The organism is Escherichia sp. E4930 (assembly GCF_005845405.1).
Lineage (GTDB): Bacteria > Pseudomonadota > Gammaproteobacteria > Enterobacterales > Enterobacteriaceae > Escherichia.
In genome coordinates this window covers 112,272-135,412 of record NZ_VCDZ01000014.1, presented here as the reverse complement: position 1 = coordinate 135,412, position 23,141 = coordinate 112,272, and the positions used below count along the sequence as shown (strand labels likewise).

Annotated in this window: 24 protein-coding genes and 1 other annotated feature; of the genes, 16 read left to right on the top strand and 8 right to left on the bottom strand. The window is 50.9% G+C overall.

Going from position 1 to position 23,141, the window contains the following annotated elements; genetic code table 11:
• Positions 1-155 precede the first annotated feature (155 nt).
• Both sltY and trpR read left to right on the top strand, forming a co-directional pair.
• Positions 156-2,093 (top strand): murein transglycosylase, encoded by a 1,938-nt coding sequence (sltY, locus tag FFT88_RS16180; protein WP_135404053.1) that lies wholly within the window; start codon positions 156-158, stop codon positions 2,091-2,093.
• Positions 2,094-2,182: 89 nt separating this feature from the next.
• Complete coding sequence (trpR, locus tag FFT88_RS16175) at positions 2,183-2,509, top strand: trp operon repressor (protein ID WP_064530383.1); 327 nt, start codon at positions 2,183-2,185, stop codon at positions 2,507-2,509.
• Positions 2,510-2,593: 84 nt separating this feature from the next.
• Here the strand turns inward: trpR and yjjX are convergent, their stop codons facing one another.
• Complete coding sequence (gene yjjX / locus FFT88_RS16170) at positions 2,594-3,115, bottom strand: inosine/xanthosine triphosphatase (RefSeq protein ID WP_135385075.1); 522 nt, start codon at positions 3,113-3,115, stop codon at positions 2,594-2,596.
• Positions 3,116-3,165: 50 nt separating this feature from the next.
• Here yjjX and gpmB point away from each other — a divergent pair, with 50 nt between their 5' ends.
• Positions 3,166-3,813 (top strand): 2,3-diphosphoglycerate-dependent phosphoglycerate mutase GpmB, encoded by a 648-nt coding sequence (gpmB, locus tag FFT88_RS16165; RefSeq protein ID WP_059216559.1) that lies wholly within the window; start codon positions 3,166-3,168, stop codon positions 3,811-3,813.
• Here gpmB and robA read toward each other — a convergent pair.
• Positions 3,810-4,679, bottom strand: a complete 870-nt coding sequence (gene robA, locus FFT88_RS16160) for an MDR efflux pump AcrAB transcriptional activator RobA (RefSeq protein ID WP_130204798.1) — start codon at positions 4,677-4,679, stop codon at positions 3,810-3,812. The two genes, gpmB and robA, sit on opposite strands and share 4 nt — an antisense overlap.
• A 210-nt stretch (positions 4,680-4,889) precedes the next feature.
• On the opposite strand from robA, the gene creA reads away from it, so the two are divergent.
• The 4 genes from creA to creD are packed head-to-tail and all read left to right on the top strand — an operon-like array spanning position 4,890 to position 8,899.
• Positions 4,890-5,363 carry a protein CreA gene (creA, locus tag FFT88_RS16155; protein WP_000875488.1) on the top strand — a complete coding sequence of 158 codons (474 nt, stop codon included), beginning with the start codon at positions 4,890-4,892 and terminating at the stop codon, positions 5,361-5,363.
• A 12-nt stretch (positions 5,364-5,375) separates the two neighbouring features.
• A complete protein-coding gene (gene creB / locus FFT88_RS16150; protein ID WP_130235878.1) occupies positions 5,376-6,065 on the top strand; it encodes a two-component system response regulator CreB in 690 nt (229 codons plus the stop codon).
• Complete coding sequence (gene creC / locus FFT88_RS16145) at positions 6,065-7,489, top strand: two-component system sensor histidine kinase CreC (protein ID WP_135404054.1); 1,425 nt, start codon at positions 6,065-6,067, stop codon at positions 7,487-7,489. The genes creB and creC overlap by 1 nt, the downstream gene beginning before the upstream one ends.
• A gap of 57 nt (positions 7,490-7,546) precedes the next feature.
• Positions 7,547-8,899 (top strand): cell envelope integrity protein CreD, encoded by a 1,353-nt coding sequence (gene creD / locus FFT88_RS16140; protein WP_135404055.1) that lies wholly within the window; start codon positions 7,547-7,549, stop codon positions 8,897-8,899.
• 48 nt (positions 8,900-8,947) lie between these two features.
• Here creD and arcA read toward each other — a convergent pair whose 3' ends face one another.
• Positions 8,948-9,664 (bottom strand): two-component system response regulator ArcA, encoded by a 717-nt coding sequence (gene arcA / locus FFT88_RS16135; RefSeq protein WP_001194358.1) that lies wholly within the window; start codon positions 9,662-9,664, stop codon positions 8,948-8,950.
• A gap of 95 nt (positions 9,665-9,759) precedes the next feature.
• Here arcA and yjjY point away from each other — a divergent pair, with 95 nt between their 5' ends.
• From yjjY to FFT88_RS16100, 7 genes are all read left to right on the top strand, one after another.
• Positions 9,760-9,900, top strand: coding sequence for a protein YjjY (gene yjjY / locus FFT88_RS16130; RefSeq protein ID WP_001303782.1), 141 nt, complete (start codon positions 9,760-9,762; stop codon positions 9,898-9,900).
• Between the two features lie 399 nt (positions 9,901-10,299).
• The gene (locus FFT88_RS16125; RefSeq protein ID WP_130217510.1) at positions 10,300-10,986 is read left to right on the top strand and encodes a tRNA/rRNA methyltransferase; all 687 of its coding nucleotides are present in this window, start codon (positions 10,300-10,302) and stop codon (positions 10,984-10,986) included.
• A 213-nt stretch (positions 10,987-11,199) separates the two neighbouring features.
• A complete protein-coding gene (thrL, locus tag FFT88_RS16120) occupies positions 11,200-11,265 on the top strand; it encodes a thr operon leader peptide (RefSeq protein WP_001386572.1) in 66 nt (21 codons plus the stop codon).
• Positions 11,201-11,320 (top strand) — a sequence feature (Thr leader region). (Overlaps the previous gene by 65 nt.)
• Positions 11,321-11,345: 25 nt before the next feature.
• On the top strand, positions 11,346-13,808 hold the full coding sequence (gene thrA, locus FFT88_RS16115; RefSeq protein ID WP_135404056.1) for a bifunctional aspartate kinase/homoserine dehydrogenase I: 2,463 nt from the start codon (positions 11,346-11,348) through the stop codon (positions 13,806-13,808).
• Between the two features lies 1 nt (position 13,809).
• Positions 13,810-14,742 carry a homoserine kinase gene (gene thrB, locus FFT88_RS16110; RefSeq protein WP_135404057.1) on the top strand — a complete coding sequence of 311 codons (933 nt, stop codon included), beginning with the start codon at positions 13,810-13,812 and terminating at the stop codon, positions 14,740-14,742.
• The gene (gene thrC, locus FFT88_RS16105; RefSeq protein ID WP_135404058.1) at positions 14,743-16,029 is read left to right on the top strand and encodes a threonine synthase; all 1,287 of its coding nucleotides are present in this window, start codon (positions 14,743-14,745) and stop codon (positions 16,027-16,029) included. It begins immediately after the preceding gene.
• A 205-nt stretch (positions 16,030-16,234) separates the two neighbouring features.
• Positions 16,235-16,549 carry a DUF2502 domain-containing protein gene (locus tag FFT88_RS16100; protein ID WP_130217502.1) on the top strand — a complete coding sequence of 105 codons (315 nt, stop codon included), beginning with the start codon at positions 16,235-16,237 and terminating at the stop codon, positions 16,547-16,549.
• 38 nt (positions 16,550-16,587) lie between these two features.
• Here the strand turns inward: FFT88_RS16100 and yaaA are convergent, their stop codons facing one another.
• Positions 16,588-17,364, bottom strand: coding sequence for a peroxide stress protein YaaA (gene yaaA / locus FFT88_RS16095; protein ID WP_130204817.1), 777 nt, complete (start codon positions 17,362-17,364; stop codon positions 16,588-16,590).
• 69 nt (positions 17,365-17,433) lie between these two features.
• A complete protein-coding gene (locus FFT88_RS16090; protein WP_135404059.1) occupies positions 17,434-18,864 on the bottom strand; it encodes a sodium:alanine symporter family protein in 1,431 nt (476 codons plus the stop codon).
• 279 nt (positions 18,865-19,143) lie between these two features.
• Here FFT88_RS16090 and tal point away from each other — a divergent pair, with 279 nt between their 5' ends.
• Positions 19,144-20,097 (top strand): transaldolase, encoded by a 954-nt coding sequence (gene tal, locus FFT88_RS16085; protein WP_000130187.1) that lies wholly within the window; start codon positions 19,144-19,146, stop codon positions 20,095-20,097.
• A 114-nt stretch (positions 20,098-20,211) separates the two neighbouring features.
• Positions 20,212-20,799, top strand: a complete 588-nt coding sequence (gene mog / locus FFT88_RS16080) for a molybdopterin adenylyltransferase (protein WP_130204821.1) — start codon at positions 20,212-20,214, stop codon at positions 20,797-20,799.
• Positions 20,800-21,004: 205 nt separating this feature from the next.
• On the opposite strand, the gene satP is transcribed toward mog, so the two are convergent.
• The 3 genes from satP to FFT88_RS16065 form a co-directional block, all read right to left on the bottom strand.
• On the bottom strand, positions 21,005-21,571 hold the full coding sequence (gene satP / locus FFT88_RS16075) for an acetate uptake transporter (protein ID WP_000528530.1): 567 nt from the start codon (positions 21,569-21,571) through the stop codon (positions 21,005-21,007).
• 148 nt (positions 21,572-21,719) lie between these two features.
• Positions 21,720-22,433 (bottom strand): acidic protein MsyB, encoded by a 714-nt coding sequence (gene msyB, locus FFT88_RS16070; protein WP_130217496.1) that lies wholly within the window; start codon positions 22,431-22,433, stop codon positions 21,720-21,722.
• A gap of 25 nt (positions 22,434-22,458) precedes the next feature.
• On the bottom strand, positions 22,459-22,863 hold the full coding sequence (locus tag FFT88_RS16065; RefSeq protein ID WP_130221672.1) for a DUF2541 family protein: 405 nt from the start codon (positions 22,861-22,863) through the stop codon (positions 22,459-22,461).
• Positions 22,864-23,141: the final 278 nt, after the last annotated feature.

Below are 23,141 nucleotides of genomic sequence, written 5' to 3'. Positions count from 1 at the left end.
GCCTTTTTCCCCGCCTAATCCCAGTTGGTCGATCACCTTCGCAGTAAAAGTAAAAAAGTGTCCGTAACGTGGCGTAAACGGCAATGACTGGTTAGCATAAATCTATTACGCGGCATGATGCTGCATTGATGTATTTACACTTAGAGGGTGCGCTTGTGGAAAAAGCCAAACAAGTTACCTGGCGGCTGTTGGCTGCCGGTGTCTGTCTGCTGACGGTCAGCAGCGTGGCGCGAGCCGACTCACTGGATGAGCAGCGTAGCCGTTACGCGCAAATCAAGCAGGCCTGGGATAATCGACAAATGGATGTGGTCGAACAAATGATGCCTGGACTGAAGGATTACCCGTTATACCCCTACCTGGAATATCGCCAGATCACCGATGACCTGATGAATCAACCGGCGGTGACGGTTACTAACTTTGTTCGCGCTAACCCCACGCTTCCTCCTGCTCGCACGCTGCAATCTCGTTTCGTCAATGAACTGGCGCGACGCGAAGACTGGCGTGGCTTGTTAGCCTTTAGCCCGGAAAAGCCAGGCACAACCGAAGCCCAGTGTAATTACTACTATGCAAAATGGAACACCGGGCAGAGTGAAGAAGCCTGGCAGGGGGCGAAAGAGCTGTGGCTAACCGGAAAGAGCCAGCCTAACGCTTGTGACAAGTTATTTAGCGTCTGGCGTGCGTCCGGAAAACAAGAACCCCTGGCATATTTAGAGCGTATCCGCCTTGCGATGAAAGCAGGCAATACCGGGCTGGTGACGGTGCTGGCAGGGCAAATGCCTGCCGATTACCAGACTATTGCTTCGGCAATTATTTCGCTGGCGAATGATCCTAATACTGTACTGACCTTCGCGCGTTCCACCGGCGCGACCGATTTTACCCGTCAGATGGCGGCGGTGGCATTTGCCAGCGTGGCACGTCAGGATGCTGAAAATGCACGGCTGATGATCCCTTCACTTGCCCAGGCGCAGCAGCTTAATGAAGATCAGATTCAGGAGTTGCGCGATATCGTCGCCTGGCGTTTGATGGGCAACGATGTCACCGATGAGCAGGCGAAATGGCGTGATGACGCGATTATGCGTTCGCAATCCACGTCGTTAATTGAACGCCGCGTGCGGATGGCGCTTGGCACTGGCGATCGCCGTGGTCTGAATACCTGGCTGGCGCGTCTGCCAATAGAGGCGAAAGATAAAGATGAATGGCGCTACTGGCAGGCGGATATACTGCTGGAACGCGGGCGTGAAGCTGAAGCAAAAGAGATTTTGCATCAACTCATGCAACAGCGTGGATTTTACCCGATGGTCGCTGCGCAACGTATTGGCGAAGAGTATCAACTAAAGATTGATAAAGCGCCGCAGAACGTTGACAGCGCCCTGACCCAGGGGCCGGAGATGGCGCGCGTGCGCGAGTTGATGTACTGGAATATGGATAACACCGCACGTAGCGAGTGGGCCAATCTGGTGAAGAGCAAGTCAAAAACAGAGCAGGCGCAATTGGCACGCTATGCCTTTAATAATCACTGGTGGGATCTCAGTGTTCAGGCAACAATCGCCGGGAAATTGTGGGATCATCTGGAAGAACGATTCCCCCTGGCCTACAACGATCTCTTCGAACGTTACACCAACGGTAAAGATATCCCGCAAAGCTATGCAATGGCGATTGCCCGTCAGGAGAGCGCCTGGAATCCGAAGGTGAAATCACCGGTAGGAGCCAGCGGTCTGATGCAGATTATGCCCGGTACGGCGACTCAGACGGTGAAGATGTTCTCTATTCCTGGTTATAGCAGCCCTGGGCAATTGCTGGATCCGGAAACGAACATCAACATTGGCACCAGTTACCTGCAATATGTTTATCAGCAGTTTGGCAATAACCGTATTTTCTCCTCGGCAGCTTATAACGCCGGTCCAGGGCGGGTGCGCACGTGGCTTGGTAACAGCGCCGGGCGTATCGACGCGGTGGCGTTTGTCGAGAGTATTCCGTTTTCCGAGACGCGCGGTTATGTGAAAAATGTGCTGGCTTATGACGCGTACTATCGCTATTTCATGGGCGATAAGCCCACGCTTTTGAGCGCTACGGAATGGGGACGTCGTTACTGATTTGAACCTTTATGATATGCTATCGTACTCTTTAGCGAGTACAACCGGGGGAGGCATTTTGCTTCCCCCGCTAACAATGGCGACACACTATGGCCCAGCAATCACCCTATTCAGCAGCGATGGCAGAACAGCGTCACCAGGAGTGGTTACGTTTTGTCGACCTGCTTAAGAATGCCTACGAAAACGATCTCCATTTACCGTTGTTAAATCTGATGCTGACGCCAGATGAGCGCGAAGCATTGGGGACTCGCGTGCGTATTGTCGAAGAGTTGCTGCGTGGTGAAATGAGCCAGCGCGAGTTAAAAAATGAACTCGGCGCGGGCATCGCGACCATTACGCGTGGATCTAACAGTCTGAAAGCCGCCCCCGTTGAGCTGCGCCAGTGGCTGGAAGACGTGTTGCTGAAAAGCGATTGATTTTGTAGGCCTGATAAGACGCGTCAGCGTCGCATCAGGCATTGTGCACCGAATGCCGGATGCGGCGTGAACGCCTTATCCGGTTTACAATGACTGATACACGGCATTATGAAACGGACTCAGCGCCAGGATCACCGCCTGGTGATAGACGCTGGCGCGAGTGAGTTTCCCGGCGGTAAACACGCCGATGGCTCCTTCCTTACGACCAATCTCATCAATACCGGTATAACGCGACATCACGGGGCCAAGCGCCTCACCCTCACGCACTTTCTGCAGAATCACCGCAGGTAACGGCAAAGTAGCCGAACGCGCCTCGCCACGTTGGTTGGTGCTTTCAATGACCACCCAGCTGAAGGTGCTGTCGCCATCGATGCCTGCTTCAATCGCCACCCAAAAATCAGCCTCTGGATGTAAACGGCGGGCATTTTCTACCCGATTTCGTGCGCCAGCGCGCGTTTCCTCACTGCCAAAGGGTTGTTCCGGTACGCCGCTCTCGACGGCAACGGACTCAATGTGGCAGGATCCTTCGCCGAAGATCTCGTGAAATGCCTGCAGAATGGCCTGAATTTTAGCGGGATTGGTGGTCGCACAGACAACATGGTGCATAATCAGGATTACTCAAAAATTAACGTTACAGCAGTATACGGAAAAAAAGCATGTTACAGGTATACCTAGTCCGCCACGGTGAAACGCAGTGGAACGCCGAGCGACGTATTCAGGGTCAGTCTGATAGCCCACTGACTGCCAAAGGTGAGCAACAAGCAATGCAGGTGGCGGCACGTGCCAAAGAGCTTGGAATCACACATATCATCAGTAGCGATTTAGGTCGCACCCGGCGCACGGCGGAAATCATCGCTCAGGCTTGCGGCTGTGACATAATCTTTGATTCCCGCCTGCGTGAATTAAATATGGGCGTGCTGGAAAAAAGACATATCGACTCTCTGACCGAAGAAGAAGAGAACTGGCGTCGCCAACTGGTAAATGGCACTGTTGACGGGCGTATTCCTGAAGGCGAGTCAATGCAGGAACTGAGCGAGCGCGTCAATGCTGCTCTGGAATCTTGTCGGGATTTGCCGCAGGGAAGTCGACCGCTACTGGTGAGCCACGGTATCGCGCTGGGATGCCTGGTGAGTACTATTCTGGGCCTACCTGCATGGGCAGAACGCCGCTTACGTCTGCGTAACTGTTCTATTTCGCGCGTGGATTATCAGGAAAGCCTGTGGCTGGCGTCTGGTTGGGTAGTTGAAACAGCAGGGGACATCTCGCATCTGGACGCCCCTGCATTAGACGAGCTGCAGCGTTAACGACGTACTGGAATCAGCAGTTCGCAGCGCAGATTAATTGGGCGATCTCCCGCTTTGGCATCTTCTGCCGGATAGTATCGCTCAATATCCTGACCTTTACGGCGCGTCAGGTTCAGCATCGGCATACAGGTTCCGTACACCGTCAGGATAAATTCCTGCACGCCGGTTCCCAGACCTTCATAGGTAAACATCACATATTCGCCGCCCTGCAACAGCACCGGATGCCCCGTCAGTACATAGCCGTCTGCTTGCTCCTGAGCCAACGCGGTGGTGTAGAACACCTCTTGCTCGTCGTCTTTATCCTGGCTTGGACGCGTTTCATTCAGGCCGTAAAGTACTGGCGGAATGGTCGGCGCGTTGCCAAGAAAATCGTGCCAGAACTGATAACGCATTTCATGGCGGAAATCAGAGATTTGCTCCAGCGAACAGGAGTAACTCTGGGTAACACCAATCAGCGGCGTGTCTTCCAGCGTGACAAATTTGTGCTCTGGCATGGTGAATTCACCCAGACGCAGCGGTGGGCGAATACCAAAGGCGCTCCATTCAGGAGAACGGCGGTAAAGTGCGGGAGTCTGGGCAAACTGCTTCTTGAATGCACGAGTAAATGTCTGTTGAGAGTCAAAGCGGTATTGCAGCGCAATATCCAGAATTGGGCGCGCGGTCAGGCGTAGTGCAACCGCCGATTTCGACAAACGACGAGCACGAATATACGCGCCAATAGCATGGCCAGTGACATCTTTAAACATTCTCTGTAAGTGCCACTTGGAATAACCTGCTTTCGCCGCTACATTGTCGAGCGACAGTGGCTGATCCAGATGACCTTCCAACCAGATTAAAAGGTCGCGAATAATGCCGGCCTGATCCATAAAATATCCTCATCCTTTCACAACGAGCACCTGACATCAGGTAATTGGATAATAGCATTTTTTGCTGTTTTAGCATTCAGTGTTTTTTTCTTAGCAGAGTATGTTTTAGGTCTTGACGGAAAGAAAAGTGTTGAGATTTTGTTCTTAATCAATATGTTATTTACCGTGACGAACTAATTGCTCTGTGTAACTTATAAAAATGGTAACAATATGAAATACAAGCATTTGATCCTGTCTTTAAGCCTGATAATGCTGGGGCCATTGGCACATGCGGAAGAAATTGGTTCGGTCGATACCGTATTTAAAATGATCGGCCCGGATCACAAAATTGTCGTAGAAGCCTTTGACGATCCCGATGTGAAAAATGTCACCTGTTATGTGAGTCGGGCAAAAACCGGCGGTATTAAAGGGGGATTGGGCCTGGCGGAAGATACTTCCGATGCGGCTATTTCCTGCCAGCAAGTCGGGCCGATTGAACTGTCAGAGCGCATTAAAAACGGCAAAGCTCAGGGCGAAGTGGTATTCAAAAAACGTACGTCGCTGGTCTTTAAGTCGTTACAGGTCGTACGCTTCTATGACGCCAAACGCAACGCGCTCGCTTACCTGGCCTACTCCGACAAAGTTGTAGATGGGTCGCCGAAAAACGCGATTAGCGCGGTGCCTGTCATGCCGTGGCGGCAATAACAGAGGCGATATATGCAACGGGAAACGGTCTGGTTAGTGGAAGACGAGCAAGGGATAGCCGACACGCTGGTCTACATGTTGCAGCAGGAAGGTTTTGCCGTCGAGGTCTTTGAGCGAGGCTTACCGGTGCTGGATAAAGCACGCCAGCAGGTTCCCGACGTCATTATTCTCGATGTAGGTCTGCCGGATATCAGCGGCTTTGAATTGTGCCGTCAGTTGCTGGCGATCCATCCGGCGCTACCTGTACTGTTCCTGACAGCCCGTAGTGAAGAGGTGGATCGCCTGCTTGGACTGGAAATAGGCGCTGACGACTACGTGGCTAAACCGTTTTCACCCCGCGAAGTGTGCGCCAGAGTGCGCACCTTACTGCGTCGGGTGAAGAAGTTTTCTACGCCTTCTCCCGTCATCCGTATTGGTCATTTTGAACTGAATGAACCTGCGGCGCAGATCAGCTGGTTTGACACGCCGTTAACGCTAACACGGTATGAGTTTTTGTTGCTGAAAACGTTACTTAAGTCGCCGGGCCGCGTCTGGTCCCGTCAGCAACTGATGGATAGCGTCTGGGAAGATGCGCAGGACACCTACGATCGCACTGTCGATACTCACATTAAAACGCTGCGTGCCAAACTGCGCGCTATTAATCCCGAGCTTTCGCCGATCAATACCCATCGCGGCATGGGATACAGCCTGAGGAGCCTGTAATGCGTATCGGCATGCGGCTGTTGCTGGGGTATTTTTTACTGGTGGCGGTAGCCGCCTGGTTCGTACTGGCTATTTTTGTCAAAGAAGTTAAACCGGGCGTGCGAAGGGCGACGGAAGGGACGTTGATCGATACGGCAACGTTGCTGGCGGAGCTGGCGCGTGCCGATTTGCTCTCTGGTGACCCAACGCATGGGCAGTTGGCGCAGGCATTTAACCAGCTACAACATCGCCCGTTTCGCGCCAATATCAGCGGCATCAACAAAGTGCGCAACGAATATCATGTCTATATGACTGATGCGCAGGGCAAAGTATTGTTTGATTCGGCCAATAAAGCCGTCGGGCAGGATTATTCGCGCTGGAATGATGTCTGGCTAACGTTGCGTGGTCAGTATGGTGCGCGCAGTACGTTGCAAAATCCTGCCGATCCCGAAAGTTCTGTGATGTATGTTGCCGCACCTATTATGGACGGCACGCGGCTGGTTGGCGTTTTGAGCGTAGGCAAACCGAACGCGGCGATGGCACCGGTGATTAAACGCAGCGAGCGGCGAATTTTATGGGCGAGCGCCATTTTGCTGGGAATTGCGCTGGTAATCGGCGCAGGAATGGTTTGGTGGATCAACCGCTCCATTGCCCGGCTCACTCGTTATGCTGATTCCGTTACCGACAATAAGCCCGTTCCGCTTCCTGAACTCGGCAGTAGCGAGCTGCGTAAGTTAGCGCAGGCGCTGGAAAGTATGCGCGTGAAACTGGAGGGGAAAAACTATATTGAGCAGTATGTCTACGCGTTAACTCATGAGTTGAAAAGTCCGCTGGCGGCAATTCGTGGCGCGGCGGAAATTTTACGCGAAGGTCCGCCACCGGAAGTGGTAGCCCGTTTTACCGACAATATTCTGACGCAAAACGCGCGAATGCAGGCGCTGGTGGAAACGCTACTACGCCAGGCAAGACTGGAGAATCGCCAGGAGGTCGTTCTTTCTGCGGTTGATGTGGCGGCATTATTTCGCCGAGTCAGTGAAGCGCGCACCGTGCAGTTGGCAGAAAAAAATATCACTCTTAATGTTATGCCCACCGAGGTTAACGTTGCTGCTGAACCGGCGTTACTGGAGCAGGCGCTGGGGAATTTGCTGGATAATGCCATCGATTTTACCCCCGAGAGCGGTCGCATAACGCTAAGCGCCGAAGTGGATCAGGAACACGTCACGCTTAATGTGCTGGATACCGGTAGTGGTATTCCTGACTACGCGCTGTCACGTATTTTTGAGCGTTTCTACTCTTTGCCGCGTGCGAATGGGCAAAAAAGCAGTGGTCTGGGGCTGGCGTTTGTCAGTGAAGTTGCCCGTTTGCTTAATGGCGAAGTCACGTTGCACAACGTGCCGGAAGGCGGCGTATTGGCCTTGCTTCGACTTCACCGTCACTTCACATAACTTCAAATTCTTCCCACATAGCCTTCATATCCTGTCGCCATTGCAAAGGAGAAGACTATGTTGAAATCCCCCCTGTTCTGGAAAATGACCACCCTGTTTGGTGCTGTATTGCTGTTGTTGATTCCGATAATGCTGATTCGGCAGGTGATTGTCGAACGTGCCGATTACCGTAGCGATGTGGAAGATGCGATTCGCCAAAGTACCAGCGGGCCGCAAAAACTCGTTGGGCCGCTCATCGCTATTCCTGTGACCGAGCTTTATACGGTGCAGGAAGAGGATAAAACCGTGGAGCGGAAACGAAGTTTTATCCATTTTTGGTTACCTGAGTCGTTGATGGTTGATGGTAATCAGAATGTGGAAGAACGCAAGATTGGTATTTATACCGGTCAGGTCTGGCACAGTGATTTAACGCTAAAAGCCGATTTTGATGTTTCGCGTCTTAGCGAACTCGACGCGCCAAATATCACCTTAGGCAAGCCATTTATTGTGATTAGCGTCGGGGATGCGCGTGGTATTGGTGTGGTGAAAGCGCCTGAAGTTAACGGAACAGCGCTGACCATTGAACCCGGTACCGGGTTAGAGCAAGGCGGGCAGGGCGTGCATATCCCTTTACCCGAAGGGGACTGGCGGAAGCAGAACCTGAAGCTGAATATGGCACTGAATTTAAGCGGTACCGGCGATCTTTCTGTGGTGCCTGCCGGGCGTAATAGCGAAATGACCTTAACCAGCAACTGGCCGCATCCCAGTTTTTTAGGTGATTTTTTGCCAGCGAAACGAGAAATAAGTGCATCCGGTTTTCAGGCGCAATGGCAAAGTAGCTGGTTTGCCAATAATCTCGGTGAGCGTTTTGCTTCAGGCAATGATACCGGCTGGGAAAACTTCCCGGCGTTTAGCGTCGCAGTCACTACGCCTGCCGATCAGTATCAATTAACGGACAGGGCGACTAAGTACGCTATTTTGCTGATTGCGCTGACTTTTATGGCCTTCTTTGTTTTTGAAACGCTCACCGCGCAACGTTTGCACCCGATGCAATATTTGCTGGTGGGGCTGTCATTGGTGATGTTTTATTTGCTCTTGCTGGCGCTTTCTGAACATACCGGTTTTACCGTGGCATGGGTAATTGCCAGCTTGATAGGGGCATTAATGAACGGTATTTACTTGCAGGCGGTATTAAAAGGTTGGCGCAATAGCATGTTGTTTACCCTCGCGCTGTTGTTGCTGGATGGTGTGATGTGGGGACTGCTCAACTCTGCCGATAGCGCACTGTTGTTGGGAACCAGTGTGCTGGTGGTGGCGCTGGCCGGCATGATGTTTGTGACGCGGAATATCGACTGGTATGCGTTTTCACTACCGAAAATGAAAGCCAGTAAAGAAGTCACAACGGACGATGAGTTACGTATCTGGAAATAAAAAAACGGCGCTAAAAAGCGCCGTTTTTTTGGACGGTGGTAAAGCCGATTAATCTTCCAGATCACCGCAGAAGCGATAACCTTCACCGTGAATGGTGGCGATGATTTCCGGCGTATCCGGCGTAGATTCGAAGTGTTTACGAATACGACGGATCGTCACGTCTACAGTACGGTCGTGCGGTTTCAGCTCACGGCCGGTCATTTTCTTCAGCAGTTCAGCACGAGACTGAATTTTGCCTGGGTTTTCACAGAAGTGAAGCATGGCACGGAACTCGCTACGCGGCAGTTTGTACTGCTCGCCATCAGGACCGATCAATGAACGGCTGTTGATGTCCAGTTCCCAACCATTGAACTTATAGCTTTCAACGCTACGGCGTTCTTCGCTGACTGTACCCAGATTCATGGTACGAGACAGCAGGTTGCGTGCACGAATAGTCAGTTCACGCGGGTTGAACGGTTTGGTGATGTAGTCATCTGCACCGATTTCGAGGCCGAGAATTTTATCGACTTCGTTGTCACGGCCAGTCAGGAACATCAACGCAACATTCGCCTGCTCGCGCAGTTCACGCGCTAACAGAAGACCGTTCTTACCCGGCAGATTGATATCCATGATCACCAGGTTGATGTCATATTCAGAGAGGATCTGATGCATTTCCGCGCCATCTGTCGCTTCGAAAACATCATAGCCTTCCGCTTCGAAAATACTTTTCAACGTGTTGCGTGTTACCAACTCGTCTTCAACGATAAGAATGTGCGGGGTCTGCATGTTTGCTACCTAAATTGCCAACTAAATCGAAACAGGAAGTACAAAAGTCCCTGACCTGCCTGATGCATGCTGCAAATTAACATGATCGGCGTAACATGACTAAAGTACGTAATTGCGTTCTTGATGCACTTTCCATCAACGTCAACAACATCATTAGCTTGGTCGTGGGTACTTTCCCTCAGGACCCGACAGTGTCAAAAACGGCTGTCATCCTAACCATTTTAACAGCAACATAACAGGCTAAGACGTGCCGGACACCCAATAAAACTACGCTTCGTTGACATATATCAAGTTCAATTGTAGCACGTTAACAGTTTGATGAAATCATCGTATCTAAATGCTAGCTTTCGTCACATTATTTTAATAATACAACTAGTTGCCTTATACAACTAATAAACGTGGTGAATCCAATTGTCGAGATTTATTTTTTATAAAATTATCCTAAGTAAACAGAAGGATATGTAGCAATTTTTAACAATTACACCGTTAGTATAGTCAGGAAATAGTTTAGCTTTTTTTAAGTTAAGTGAAGGGCTTTTTCTGCGACTTACGTTACTAATTTGTAAATTCTCTCCGCGTAATAAGTTGACATTCATCACCCTGTTCGCGGTTATTTGATCAAGAAGAGTGGCAACATGCGTATAACGATCATTCTGGTAGCACCTGCCAGAGCTGAAAATATTGGTGCAGCGGCTCGGGCGATGAAAACAATGGGATTTAGCGAGCTGCGCATTGTCGATAGCCAGGCACACCTGGAACCAGCTACCCGCTGGGTGGCGCATGGTTCTGGTGATATTATTGATAATATTAAAGTTTTTCCAACGCTGGCTGAATCGCTACACGACGTTGATTTTACCGTTGCTACCACTGCGCGCAGTCGGGCGAAATACCATTACTACGCCACGCCAATAGAACTGGTGCCGCTACTGGAGGAAAAATCGACATGGATGAACCATGCGGCGCTGGTCTTTGGTCGCGAAGATTCCGGCTTGACTAACGAAGAGTTGGCGCTTGCTGATGTCCTCACCGGCGTGCCAATGGTGGCGGATTATCCATCACTGAATTTGGGGCAGGCGGTGATGGTCTATTGCTATCAATTAGCAACATTAATACAACAACCGGTGGAATCTGCAGCAACGGCGGACCCATTTCAACTGCAGGCTTTACGTGAACGAGCCATGTCATTGTTAACGACTCTGGCGGTGGCAGATGACACCAAACTGGTCGACTGGTTACAACAACGCATCGGGCTGTTGGAGCAACGAGACACGGCCATGTTGCATCGTTTATTGCATGATATTGAAAAAAATATCACCAAATAAAAAACGACAAGGAAGGGCGTTTTCAGATTTTTATTCTGACTGCAATGGGCAATATGTCTCTGTGTGGATTAAAAAAAGAGCATCTACCAGCACTCTATGAACTGGTAACCTGCCGTGAGCAAATTAAAATTTTATTGACTTAGGTCACTAAATACTTTAACCAATATAGGCATAGCGCACAGACAGATAAAAATTACAGAGTACACAACATCCATGAAACGCATCAGCACCACCATTACCACCACCATCACCATTACCACAGGTAACGGTGCGGGCTGACGCGTACAGGAAACACAGAAAAAAGCCCGCACCTGACAGTGCGGGCTTTTTTTTCGACCAAAGGTAACGAGGTAACAACCATGCGAGTGTTGAAGTTCGGCGGTACATCAGTGGCAAATGCAGAACGTTTTCTGCGGGTTGCCGATATTCTGGTGAGCAATGCCAGGCAGGGGCAGGTGGCCACCGTCCTCTCTGCCCCCGCCAAAATTACCAACCATCTGGTCGCAATGATTGAAAAAACCATTAGCGGTCAGGATGCTTTACCCAATATCAGCGATGCCGAACGTATTTTTGCCGAACTTCTGACGGGACTCGCCGCCGCCCAACCAGGATTCCCGCTGGTGCAATTGAAAGCCTTCGTTGATCAAGAATTTGCCCAAATCAAACATGTCTTGCATGGCATTAGCTTGTTGGGGCAATGCCCGGACAGCATCAACGCCGCGCTGATTTGCCGTGGTGAAAAAATGTCGATCGCCATTATGGCCGGGGTACTGGAAGCGCGTGGTCACAACGTTACCGTTATCGATCCGGTCGAAAAGCTGCTGGCAATCGGTCATTACCTCGAATCTACGGTCGATATTGCTGAGTCCACCCGCCGTATTGCGGCAAGCCGCATTCCGGCTGACCATATGGTGCTGATGGCTGGTTTTACCGCCGGTAATGAAAAAGGTGAGCTGGTGGTGCTGGGACGTAACGGTTCTGACTACTCCGCCGCGGTACTCGCCGCCTGTTTACGCGCCGATTGTTGCGAGATCTGGACGGATGTCGACGGTGTCTATACTTGCGACCCGCGTCAGGTGCCCGATGCGAGGCTGTTGAAGTCGATGTCGTACCAGGAAGCGATGGAGCTTTCCTACTTCGGCGCTAAAGTTCTTCACCCTCGCACCATTACCCCTATCGCTCAGTTCCAGATCCCTTGTCTGATTAAAAATACCGGAAATCCTCAAGCACCAGGTACGCTCATTGGCGCCAGCCGAGATGAAGATGAATTACCGGTCAAGGGCATTTCCAATCTGAATAACATGGCAATGTTCAGCGTTTCTGGTCCGGGGATGAAAGGAATGGTCGGCATGGCGGCGCGCGTCTTTGCGGCAATGTCACGCGCCCGCATTTCAGTGGTGCTGATTACGCAATCATCTTCCGAATACAGTATCAGTTTCTGCGTACCACAAAGCGACTGTGCGCGTGCTGAACGCGCGATGCAGGAAGAGTTCTACCTGGAACTGAAAGAAGGTTTGCTGGAGCCGCTGGCGGTCACTGAACGGCTGGCTATTATCTCGGTGGTGGGCGATGGTATGCGCACCTTGCGTGGGATCTCGGCGAAATTCTTTGCCGCACTGGCCCGCGCCAATATCAACATTGTCGCCATTGCTCAAGGGTCTTCTGAACGCTCAATCTCTGTCGTGGTAAATAACGATGATGCGACCACTGGTGTACGCGTTACCCACCAGATGCTGTTCAATACCGATCAGGTTATCGAAGTGTTTGTGATTGGCGTCGGTGGCGTTGGCGGCGCGCTGCTGGAGCAACTGAAACGTCAGCAAAGCTGGCTGAAGAACAAACACATCGATTTACGCGTTTGCGGCGTTGCTAACTCGAAGGCGCTGCTGACTAATGTGCATGGCCTTAACCTGGATAACTGGCAGGAAGAACTGGCGCAAGCCAAAGAGCCGTTCAACCTTGGGCGCTTAATTCGCCTGGTGAAAGAATATCATTTGCTGAATCCGGTGATTGTCGATTGCACTTCCAGCCAGGCGGTGGCGGATCAATATGCCGACTTCCTGCGCGAAGGTTTCCACGTGGTGACTCCGAACAAAAAGGCCAACACCTCGTCGATGGATTACTACCATCAGCTGCGTTACGCGGCGGAAAAATCACGGCGTAAATTCCTTTATGACACCAACGTCGGTGCGGGGTTGCCGGTCATTGAGAACTTACAAAACCTGCTCAACGCGGGTGATGAATTGATGAAATTCTCTGGCATTCTTTCTGGTTCGCTTTCTTTCATCTTCGGTAAGTTAGACGAAGGGATGAGCTTCTCCGAGGCCACCACGCTGGCAAGAGAAATGGGTTATACCGAACCGGATCCGCGAGATGATCTTTCTGGTATGGATGTGGCGCGCAAGCTGTTGATTCTCGCTCGTGAAACTGGACGATCACTGGAACTGGCGGATATCGAAATCGAATCTGTGCTGCCCGCAGAGTTTAACGCGGAAGGCGATGTTGCGACTTTTATGGCGAATCTGTCACAGCTCGACGATCTCTTTGCCGCGCGCGTAGCGAAGGCCCGTGATGAAGGAAAAGTTTTGCGCTATGTTGGCAATATTGATGAAGATGGCGTCTGCCGCGTGAAGATTGCTGAAGTGGATGGCAACGATCCGCTGTTCAAAGTGAAAAACGGCGAAAACGCATTGGCCTTCTATAGCCACTATTATCAGCCACTGCCGCTGGTCCTGCGCGGATACGGTGCGGGTAATGACGTTACAGCTGCCGGTGTCTTTGCCGATCTGCTGCGCACCCTCTCATGGAAGTTAGGAGTCTAAAATGGTTAAGGTTTATGCTCCGGCTTCCAGTGCCAATATGAGCGTCGGGTTTGATGTGCTCGGGGCGGCGGTGGTGCCTGTTGATGGTTCCTTGCTGGGAGATGTAGTGACGGTTGAGTCAGCAGAGCGCTTCAGTCTCAACAATCTTGGACGGTTTGCAGGCAAGCTGCCGTCAGAACCGCAGGAAAATATCGTTTATCAGTGCTGGGAGCGTTTTTGCCAGGAAGTGGGTAAGCAAATTCCGGTGGCGATGACCCTGGAAAAGAATATGCCGATCGGTTCTGGCTTAGGTTCCAGCGCCTGTTCGGTGGTCGCGGCGCTGGTGGCGATGAATGAACACTGCGGTAAGCCGCTCAATGATACCCGCCTGCTGGCCTTGATGGGCGAACTGGAAGGGCGTATCTCCGGCAGCATTCATTACGACAACGTGGCACCGTGCTTTCTTGGCGGCATGCAGTTGATGATCGAAGAAAACGGCATCATCAGCCAGCAGGTACCAGGATTTGATGAGTGGTTATGGGTGTTGGCGTATCCGGGGATTAAAGTCTCGACGGCAGAAGCGCGGGCTATTTTACCGGCGCAGTATCGCCGCCAGGATTGCATTGCTCACGGGCGACATCTGGCGGGCTTCATTCATGCCTGCTATTCCCGCCAGCCTGAACTTGCCGCGAAGCTGATGAAAGATGTTATCGCTGAACCTTACCGTGAACGTTTACTGCCTGGCTTCAGGCAGGCACGACAGGCTGTCGCGGAAATCGGCGCGGTAGCGAGCGGTATCTCCGGCTCCGGGCCGACCTTGTTCGCCCTGTGCGATAAACTGGATACCGCCCAGCGAGTTGCCGACTGGTTAGGTAAGAATTACCTGCAAAATCAGGAAGGTTTTGTTCATATTTGCCAGCTGGATACGGCGGGCGCACGAGTACTGGAAAACTAAATGAAACTCTACAATCTGAAAGATCACAACGAACAGGTCAGTTTTGCGCAAGCCGTAACGCAGGGATTGGGCAAAAATCAGGGGTTGTTTTTCCCTCATGAGCTACCGGAATTCAGTCTGACCGAAATTGATGAGATGCTGAAACTGGATTTCGTCACTCGCAGCGCGAAGATCCTCTCGGCGTTTATTGGTGATGAGATCCCACAGGAAGTACTGGAAGAGCGCGTGCGCGCGGCGTTTGCTTTCCCGGCTCCGGTTGCCGAAGTTGAAAATGACGTCGGTTGTCTGGAGTTGTTCCACGGGCCAACGCTGGCATTTAAAGATTTCGGCGGTCGCTTTATGGCGCAAATGCTGACTCATATTGCGGGCGATAAGCCAGTGACCATTCTGACTGCGACTTCTGGCGACACCGGAGCGGCAGTGGCTCACGCTTTCTACGGTTTACCGAATGTTAAAGTGGTCATCCTTTACCCGCGCGGCAAAATCAGTCCACTGCAAGAAAAACTGTTCTGTACGCTGGGTGGCAATATTGAAACTGTTGCCATCGACGGCGATTTTGATGCTTGCCAGGCTCTTGTGAAACAGGCGTTCGATGATGAAGAACTGAAAGTGGCGCTGGGGCTGAACTCTGCTAACTCCATTAACATCAGTCGCTTGCTGGCGCAGATTTGCTATTACTTTGAAGCCGTGGCGCAGTTGCCGCAGGAAGCGCGCAACCAGCTGGTTGTTTCAGTTCCAAGCGGAAACTTCGGCGATTTGACGGCAGGATTGCTGGCGAAATCACTCGGTCTGCCGGTGAAGCGTTTTATCGCTGCGACCAACGTGAACGATACAGTGCCGCGGTTCTTGCATGAAGGCCAGTGGGCGCCTAAAGCTACCCAGGCGACATTATCCAATGCGATGGATGTCAGCCAGCCAAACAACTGGCCGCGAGTGGAAGAGTTGTTCCGCCGTAAAATCTGGCAACTGAAGGAGCTGGGTTATGCGGCGGTGGATGATGAAACCACCCGGCAGACAATGCGTGAGTTAAAAGCACTGGGCTATACCTCGGAACCGCATGCTGCCGTGGCTTACCGTGCGCTGCGTGATCAGCTTCATCCGGGAGAATATGGCCTGTTCCTCGGCACCGCGCACCCGGCGAAGTTTAAAGAGAGCGTGGAAGTGATTCTTGGTGAAACGCTGGAACTGCCAAAAGAGCTGGCAGAACGTGCTGATTTACCCTTACTTTCACATAGTCTGCCTGCCGATTTTGCTGCGCTGCGCAAACTCATGATGAATCATAATTAATATCCATTAAATTCCGAAAAAATAGCCGGGCTTGTGTTTATACAGCTCGGCTTTTTTGTGGAGAAAATATGAGAAAAATCGACAGAAAAAAAGGAGAAATTTTCAATAAATGCGGTAACTTAGATTGGATAATGACAACGAGGATTCTTTTACCGTAAGCTCCTTATATCGGCCCATAACTGGCAATGATAATAAGGAGTCACCTGTGAAAAAGATGCAATCTCTCTTACTCGCATTTTCCCTGATTCTGGTTGCTCCTATGGCAGCGCAGGCTGAGGAAATAATGCTGGTGCCATCAGTAAAGTTACAGATTGGCGATCGTGATTATCGCGGTTTCTACTGGGATGGCGGTTACTGGCGTGACCACGACTGGTGGCACAGAAATTATGAATGGCGAGGCAATCGCTGGCACCCATACGGACTGCAGCCGCACTATAATAATCATCGCGATCATCGTGACGATCATCGTCATGACCACCGGGATGATCATTATCCGGGGCCTGGCAGACATCACCGCTAAATATAAATGCCGGATGACCTCCGGCATTTACCACAAACTTAACGCAGTTCGTAGCGTTTAAACACCAGTTCGCCATTGCTGGAAGAGGCTTCATCGAAGAAGTAACCTTCACTGTTAAAACCTGTCAGTTGCTCTGGCTTGGTCAGGCGATTTTTAATGATAAACCGACTCATCAGGCCACGCGCTTTTTTAGCATGGAAGCTGATGACCTTAAACTTGCCGTTCTTCTCATCGAGGAATACCGGCTTGATTATCTCGGCATTTAATTTCTTCGGTTTCACTGATTTAAAATACTCATCTGACGCCAGGTTAATCACCACCTGATCGCCTTGTGCTTCGAGCGCTTCGTTTAGCTTGTTGGTGATCACATCCCCCCAGAACTGGTACAGGTCTTTACCCCGCGCATTCTCAAGACGGATCCCCATCTCCAGACGGTATGGCTGCATTAAATCGAGCGGGCGCAGTACGCCGTACAAACCGGAAAGCATACGTAAATGCTGCTGGGCAAAAGCGAAATCTTCTTCACTAAAGGTTTCGGCTTGCAAGCCGGTATAGACATCGCCTTTAAATGCCAGAATTGCCTGCCGGGCATTCTCTGGCGTGAAATCTGGCTGCCAGTCATGAAAGCGGGTAGCGTTGAGATCGGCCAGCTTGTCACTGATTTTCATCAGTTTGCCAATCTGCGGTGCCGTTAGTTTTCGCGCTTCATGAATAAGCTGTTGGGAGTTGTCTAACAGCTCCGGCAGCGTGTAGCGTGTGGTGGCCAAAGGGCTTTGATAATCAAGTGTTTTAGCAGGTGAAATCAGAATCAACATATCCAGTCCTTGCAGGAAATTTACTGCGACTGTAGCAAAAAAAGTGGATGAGTTGATCGATAGTTGTGATTACTCCTGCGACAAATCATCCCACGCATCAGGGGACAGTTGCTGACTGATATCCGGGTAGCGCAGCGGATCAAACACCGGACGTACGCCGAGTTTTCGCTGGCGCAGATAATCGCTGGCAATGATATGCACCACGGGGGAAAGCAGCAAAATCGCTGTCAAATTGGTGATTGCCATGCAGGCCATAATAATATCGGCCAGTTGCCACATCATCGGAAGGCTCAGTAGGGTACCGCCAATGACCGTAACAAAGATACAGATACGCAGACTCCAGATAGCTTTCCGGTTGTTCAGCCGTAAAAAGAAGAGATTATTTTCGGCATAAATGTAGTTGGCGACGATCGAGCTGAAGGCAAATAGAATCACCACTATCGTGACAAATTCTGCCCCCCAGGAACCCATTAATACACGCATCGCTTTCTGAATGAGTTGGATACCTTCCAGTGGCAAATAGGTGGTGCCGTTACCAGCCAGCAATATCAGCATGGCGCTTGCCGTACAAATCACCATCGTGTCGATAAAGATGCCGATCATCTGAACAATACCTTGCGCTGCCGGATGCGGTGGCCATGATGCCGCCGCCGCTGCTGCGTTCGGTGTTGATCCCATCCCCGCCTCATTGGAAAACATACTGCGCTGAAAACCGTTAGTAATCGCCTGACTCAGGGTATAACCCGCCGCGCCGCCTGCCGCTTCCTGCCAGCCAAAGGCGCTTTCAAAAATAGACCAAATAACGTGTGGAAGTTGCCCGATATTCATTGCGCAAATGACCAGGCTGGTGAGTACCCAGATTAACGCCATAATAGGGACAAACCATTGCATTAGCCGGGCGACGCCATGAATGCCGTGAGTTATCGCCAACAAGGTAAAAATGGCGAGAATGACACCCGTTACTAACGGAGGGAAATCAAATGCAAAACTCATCGCGCGAGCGACAGCATTTGCCTGAACACCGCTGAAAATCAGTCCGTAGGCGATGAGCAAAAAGACGGCGAACAGAACGCCCATCCAGCGCATCCCTAACCCACGCGCCATATACCATGCCGGTCCGCCACGAAACTGCCCATTGACGTCACGTTCTTTATAAAGCTGGGCAAGGGAACATTCGGCAAAAGAGGTCGCCATGCCAATAAATGCGGCAACCCACATCCAGAAAACGGCACCCGGCCCACCTGCGGTGATAGCCAGCGCAACGCCTGCCAGGTTGCCGCTGCCGACACGCGCGGCGAGACTGGTACACAATGATTGAAAAGAAGTTAAACCGCCTCGTTGCGGATGAATGCTATTTTTAAGACTTTTGCCAAACTGACGAATATAGCGAAATTGAACGAACCCAGAACGAAAAGTGAACCAACAGCCTGCGCCGAAGAGCAGGTAGATCATCACTGATCCCCATAGTACGTTGTTAATAAAAGAGAAAAAATCAGGCATTCGTATCCCTCTTGTCGCCGGCGCGCGGTTACATTCCTGTGTAAACGTTACCAATTGATTAAGAATTATATACGATGTGCATTGGTTGATAACGTCTGTGTAGCATACATGAGGTTTTGTTTAAAAATGGCGGGTGATATCAACGCCATGTCAGAAATCCGAAACAGTCTTGCCTAGTGATAACCCTCTTGTCTGCGGTTGCGCTGTCGTTACGTCGTGATATCATCAGGGCAGACCGGTTACATCCCCCTAACAAGCTGTTTAAAGAGAAATACTATCATGACGGACAAATTGACCTCCCTTCGTCAGTACACCACCGTAGTGGCCGACACTGGGGACATCGCGGCAATGAAGCTGTATCAACCGCAGGATGCCACAACCAACCCTTCTCTCATTCTTAACGCAGCGCAAATTCCGGAATACCGTAAGTTGATTGATGATGCTGTCGCCTGGGCGAAACAGCAGAGCAACGATCGCGCGCAGCAGATCGTGGACGCGACCGACAAACTGGCAGTAAATATTGGTCTGGAAATCCTGAAACTGGTTCCGGGCCGTATCTCAACTGAAGTTGATGCGCGTCTTTCCTATGACACCGAAGCGTCAATTGCGAAAGCAAAACGCCTGATTAAGCTCTACAACGATGCAGGTATTAGCAACGATCGTATTCTGATCAAACTGGCTTCTACCTGGCAGGGCATCCGTGCTGCAGAACAGCTGGAAAAAGAAGGTATCAACTGTAACCTGACTCTGCTGTTCTCCTTCGCTCAGGCACGTGCTTGTGCGGAAGCAGGCGTGTTCCTGATTTCTCCGTTTGTTGGCCGTATTCTTGACTGGTACAAAGCCAATACCGATAAGAAAGAGTACGCTCCGGCAGAAGATCCGGGTGTCGTTTCTGTATCTGAAATCTACCAGTACTACAAAGAACACGGTTATGAAACCGTGGTTATGGGCGCAAGCTTCCGTAACATCGGCGAAATTCTGGAACTGGCAGGCTGCGACCGTCTGACCATCGCACCGGCACTGCTGAAAGAGCTGGCGGAGAGCGAAGGGGCTATCGAACGTAAACTGTCTTACACTGGTGAAGTGAAAGCGCGTCCGGCGCGTATCACTGAGTCCGAGTTCCTGTGGCAGCACAACCAGGATCCAATGGCAGTAGATAAACTGGCGGAAGGTATCCGTAAGTTTGCTGTTGACCAGGAAAAACTGGAAAAAATGATCGGCGACCTGCTGTAATCATTCTTAGCGTGACCGGGAAGTCGGTCACGCTACCTCTTCTGAAGCCTGTCTGTCACTCCCTTCGCAGTGTATCATTCTGTTTAACGAGACTGTTTAAACGGAAAAATCTTGATGAATACTTTACGTATTGGCTTAGTTTCCATCTCTGATCGCGCGTCCAGCGGCGTTTATCAGGATAAAGGCATCCCTGCGCTGGAAGAATGGCTGACATCGGCGCTAACCACGCCGTTTGAACTGGAAACTCGCTTAATCCCCGATGAGCAGGCGATCATTGAGCAAACGTTGTGTGAGCTGGTGGATGAAATGAGTTGCCATCTGGTGCTGACAACCGGCGGTACTGGCCCGGCGCGCCGTGATGTAACGCCCGATGCGACGCTGGCAGTAGCGGACCGCGAGATGCCTGGCTTTGGTGAACAGATGCGCCAGATTAGCCTGCATTTTGTGCCAACTGCGATCCTTTCGCGCCAGGTGGGCGTGATCCGCAAACAGGCGCTGATCCTTAACTTACCCGGTCAGCCGAAGTCTATTAAAGAGACGCTGGAAGGCGTGAAGGATGCCGAGGGTAAGGTCGTGGTGCACGGTATTTTTGCCAGCGTACCGTACTGCATTCAGTTGCTGGAAGGGCCATATGTTGAAACGGCACCGGAAGTGGTTGCAGCATTCAGACCGAAGAGCGCAAGACGAGAAGTTAGCGAATAAAAAAATCCCCCCAGGCGGGGGGATCAGACTGATGACAAACGCAAAACAGCCTGATGCGCTACGCTTATCAGGCCTACGTTCTTCCTGCAATATATTGAATTTGCACGATTTTGTAGACCTGATAAGGCGTTCACGCCGCTTCCGGCATGAATAAAGCGCACGTTGTCAACAATCTGATATCCCCCGAGCGGGGGATATCAAGCAATTAGTGGGATTCACCAATCGGCAGAACGGTGCGACCAAACTGCTCGTTCAGCACTTCACCCATCGCCAGATAGATTGCGCTGGCACCGCAGATCAGACCAATCCAGCCGGCAAAGTGGATGATCGCGGCGTTACCGGCAATGTTACCGATCGCCAGCAGGGCAAACAGCACGGTCAGGCTAAAGAAAACGAATTGCAGAACGCGTGCGCCTTTCAGCGTGCCGAAGAACATAAACAGCGTAAACACGCCCCACAGACCCAGGTAGACACCAAGGAACTCCGCATTTGGCGCATCGGTCAGACCCAGTTTCGGCATCAGCAGAATCGCAACCAGCGTCAGCCAGAAAGAACCGTAAGAGGTGAAGGCAGTTAACCCGAAAGTGTTGCCTTTTTTATACTCCAGCAGACCAGCGAAAATTTGCGCGATGCCGCCGTAGAAGATGCCCATGGCAAGAATAATACCGTCCAGAGCGAAATAACCCACGTTGTGCAGGTTAAGCAGAATGGTGGTCATGCCGAAGCCCATCAGGCCCAGCGGTGCCGGATTAGCCAACTTAGTGTTGCCCATAATTCCTCAAAAATCATCATTGAATGAATGGTGAAATAATTTCCCTGAATAACTGTAGTGATTTCAGGGCGCGGCATAATAATCAGCCAATGGAGTAGTGTCCATGATCTTTTGAGGGGAAAATGAAAATTTTCCCCGATGTGAGGGATTAGGCCTGAGTGGCGCTGACAATTCGACGCAGGCAGGCAATTTGCAGGACCGCCGGAATAGTAACGCGATAGGCGCTACCGCTGACAGCTTTAACTCCGTTTAATGCCGCGCCCACCGGGCCTCCTAGCCCCGCGCCGCGCAGCAAACCATGCCCGAGAACGCTCATTGCTGCGTGGGTGCGTAAAATGCGGGTAAGTTGGCTGGAAAGCAGATGCGACACGCCTTTTGCCAATAATTTGTCTTTCATCAGCAGCGGTAATAGCTCTTCCAGCTCGTTGACTCTGGCATCGACTGCCTTGAGAAATTCCTGCTTATGTTCCTCGTCCATTTTCTTCCAGGTATTGCGCAGAAATTGCTCCAGTAACTGTTGCTCAATTTCAAACGTAGACATCTCTTTATCGGCTTTCAGCTTCAGCCGTTTTGAGACGTCGAGCAAAATGGCCCGGTACAGTTTGCCGTGTCCGCGAAGTTTGTTAGCGATACTATCGCCGCCAAAATGCTGTAATTCTCCGGCAATTAGCTGCCAGTTGCGGCGATGTTGCTCGGGATGCCCTTCCATCGATTTGAACAGTTCATTACGCATCAGAACGCTGGAGAGTCGAGTTTTGCCTTTTTCGTTATGGGTGAGCAAACGGGCGAAATTGGTCAGTTGCTCCTCACTACAATGTTGGAGAAAATCCAGATCTGAATCATTCAGGTAATTAACATTCATTTATTGTGGCTTCTCTGTTCAAGCGTTAATCGTCGCCGATAATTTTCAGCGTGGCCATATCGGACGAGTTCACGGTATGACCGGAAAAGGTGATTTTTGACACGCAACGTTTGTTGTCGTTATCGCTGTTAATGTTGATCCAGTTGGTGGTTTGCCCTTCTTTAATTTCGGCGGGAACATTCAGGCTTTGACTGGCGCTACGGGCGGCTTTGAAATAAACCGACGCGCCGCTCAACTGTAAATCGCCGTGGTCGGCGGTGAGTTGGATACGTTTTACGATGCGGCAAACGGGGAGTTTCAGCGCCAGATCGTTGGTTTCGTTACGCGGCATCGCAATGACGCCGAGGATTTTATGGTCGTTAGCTTGCGCCGTGCAGCACAACATAAGGCCAAGTACCAGGCTGGCAGAAATCGTAAAAACGGATTTCATAAAGATTCTCTTAGCGGGGAGCAGTAGGGGATGAATAGCCACTAGTTTACTGCTGACGAAAAGAAGATTCAGGTATGTAATCTTTTCTTTTTATTACAATTTTTTGGTGAATGCCTTATGTTGAATTCATTCTTTATATGAATGAAATTGCCGTCTGTTTCATGTCTTCTTTTGGCATATCACGAAATTTCTGCGCAAAAGCACAAAAAATTTTTGCATCTCCCCCTTGATGACGTGGGTTACGACCCCATTTAGTAGTCAACCGCAGTGAGTGAGTC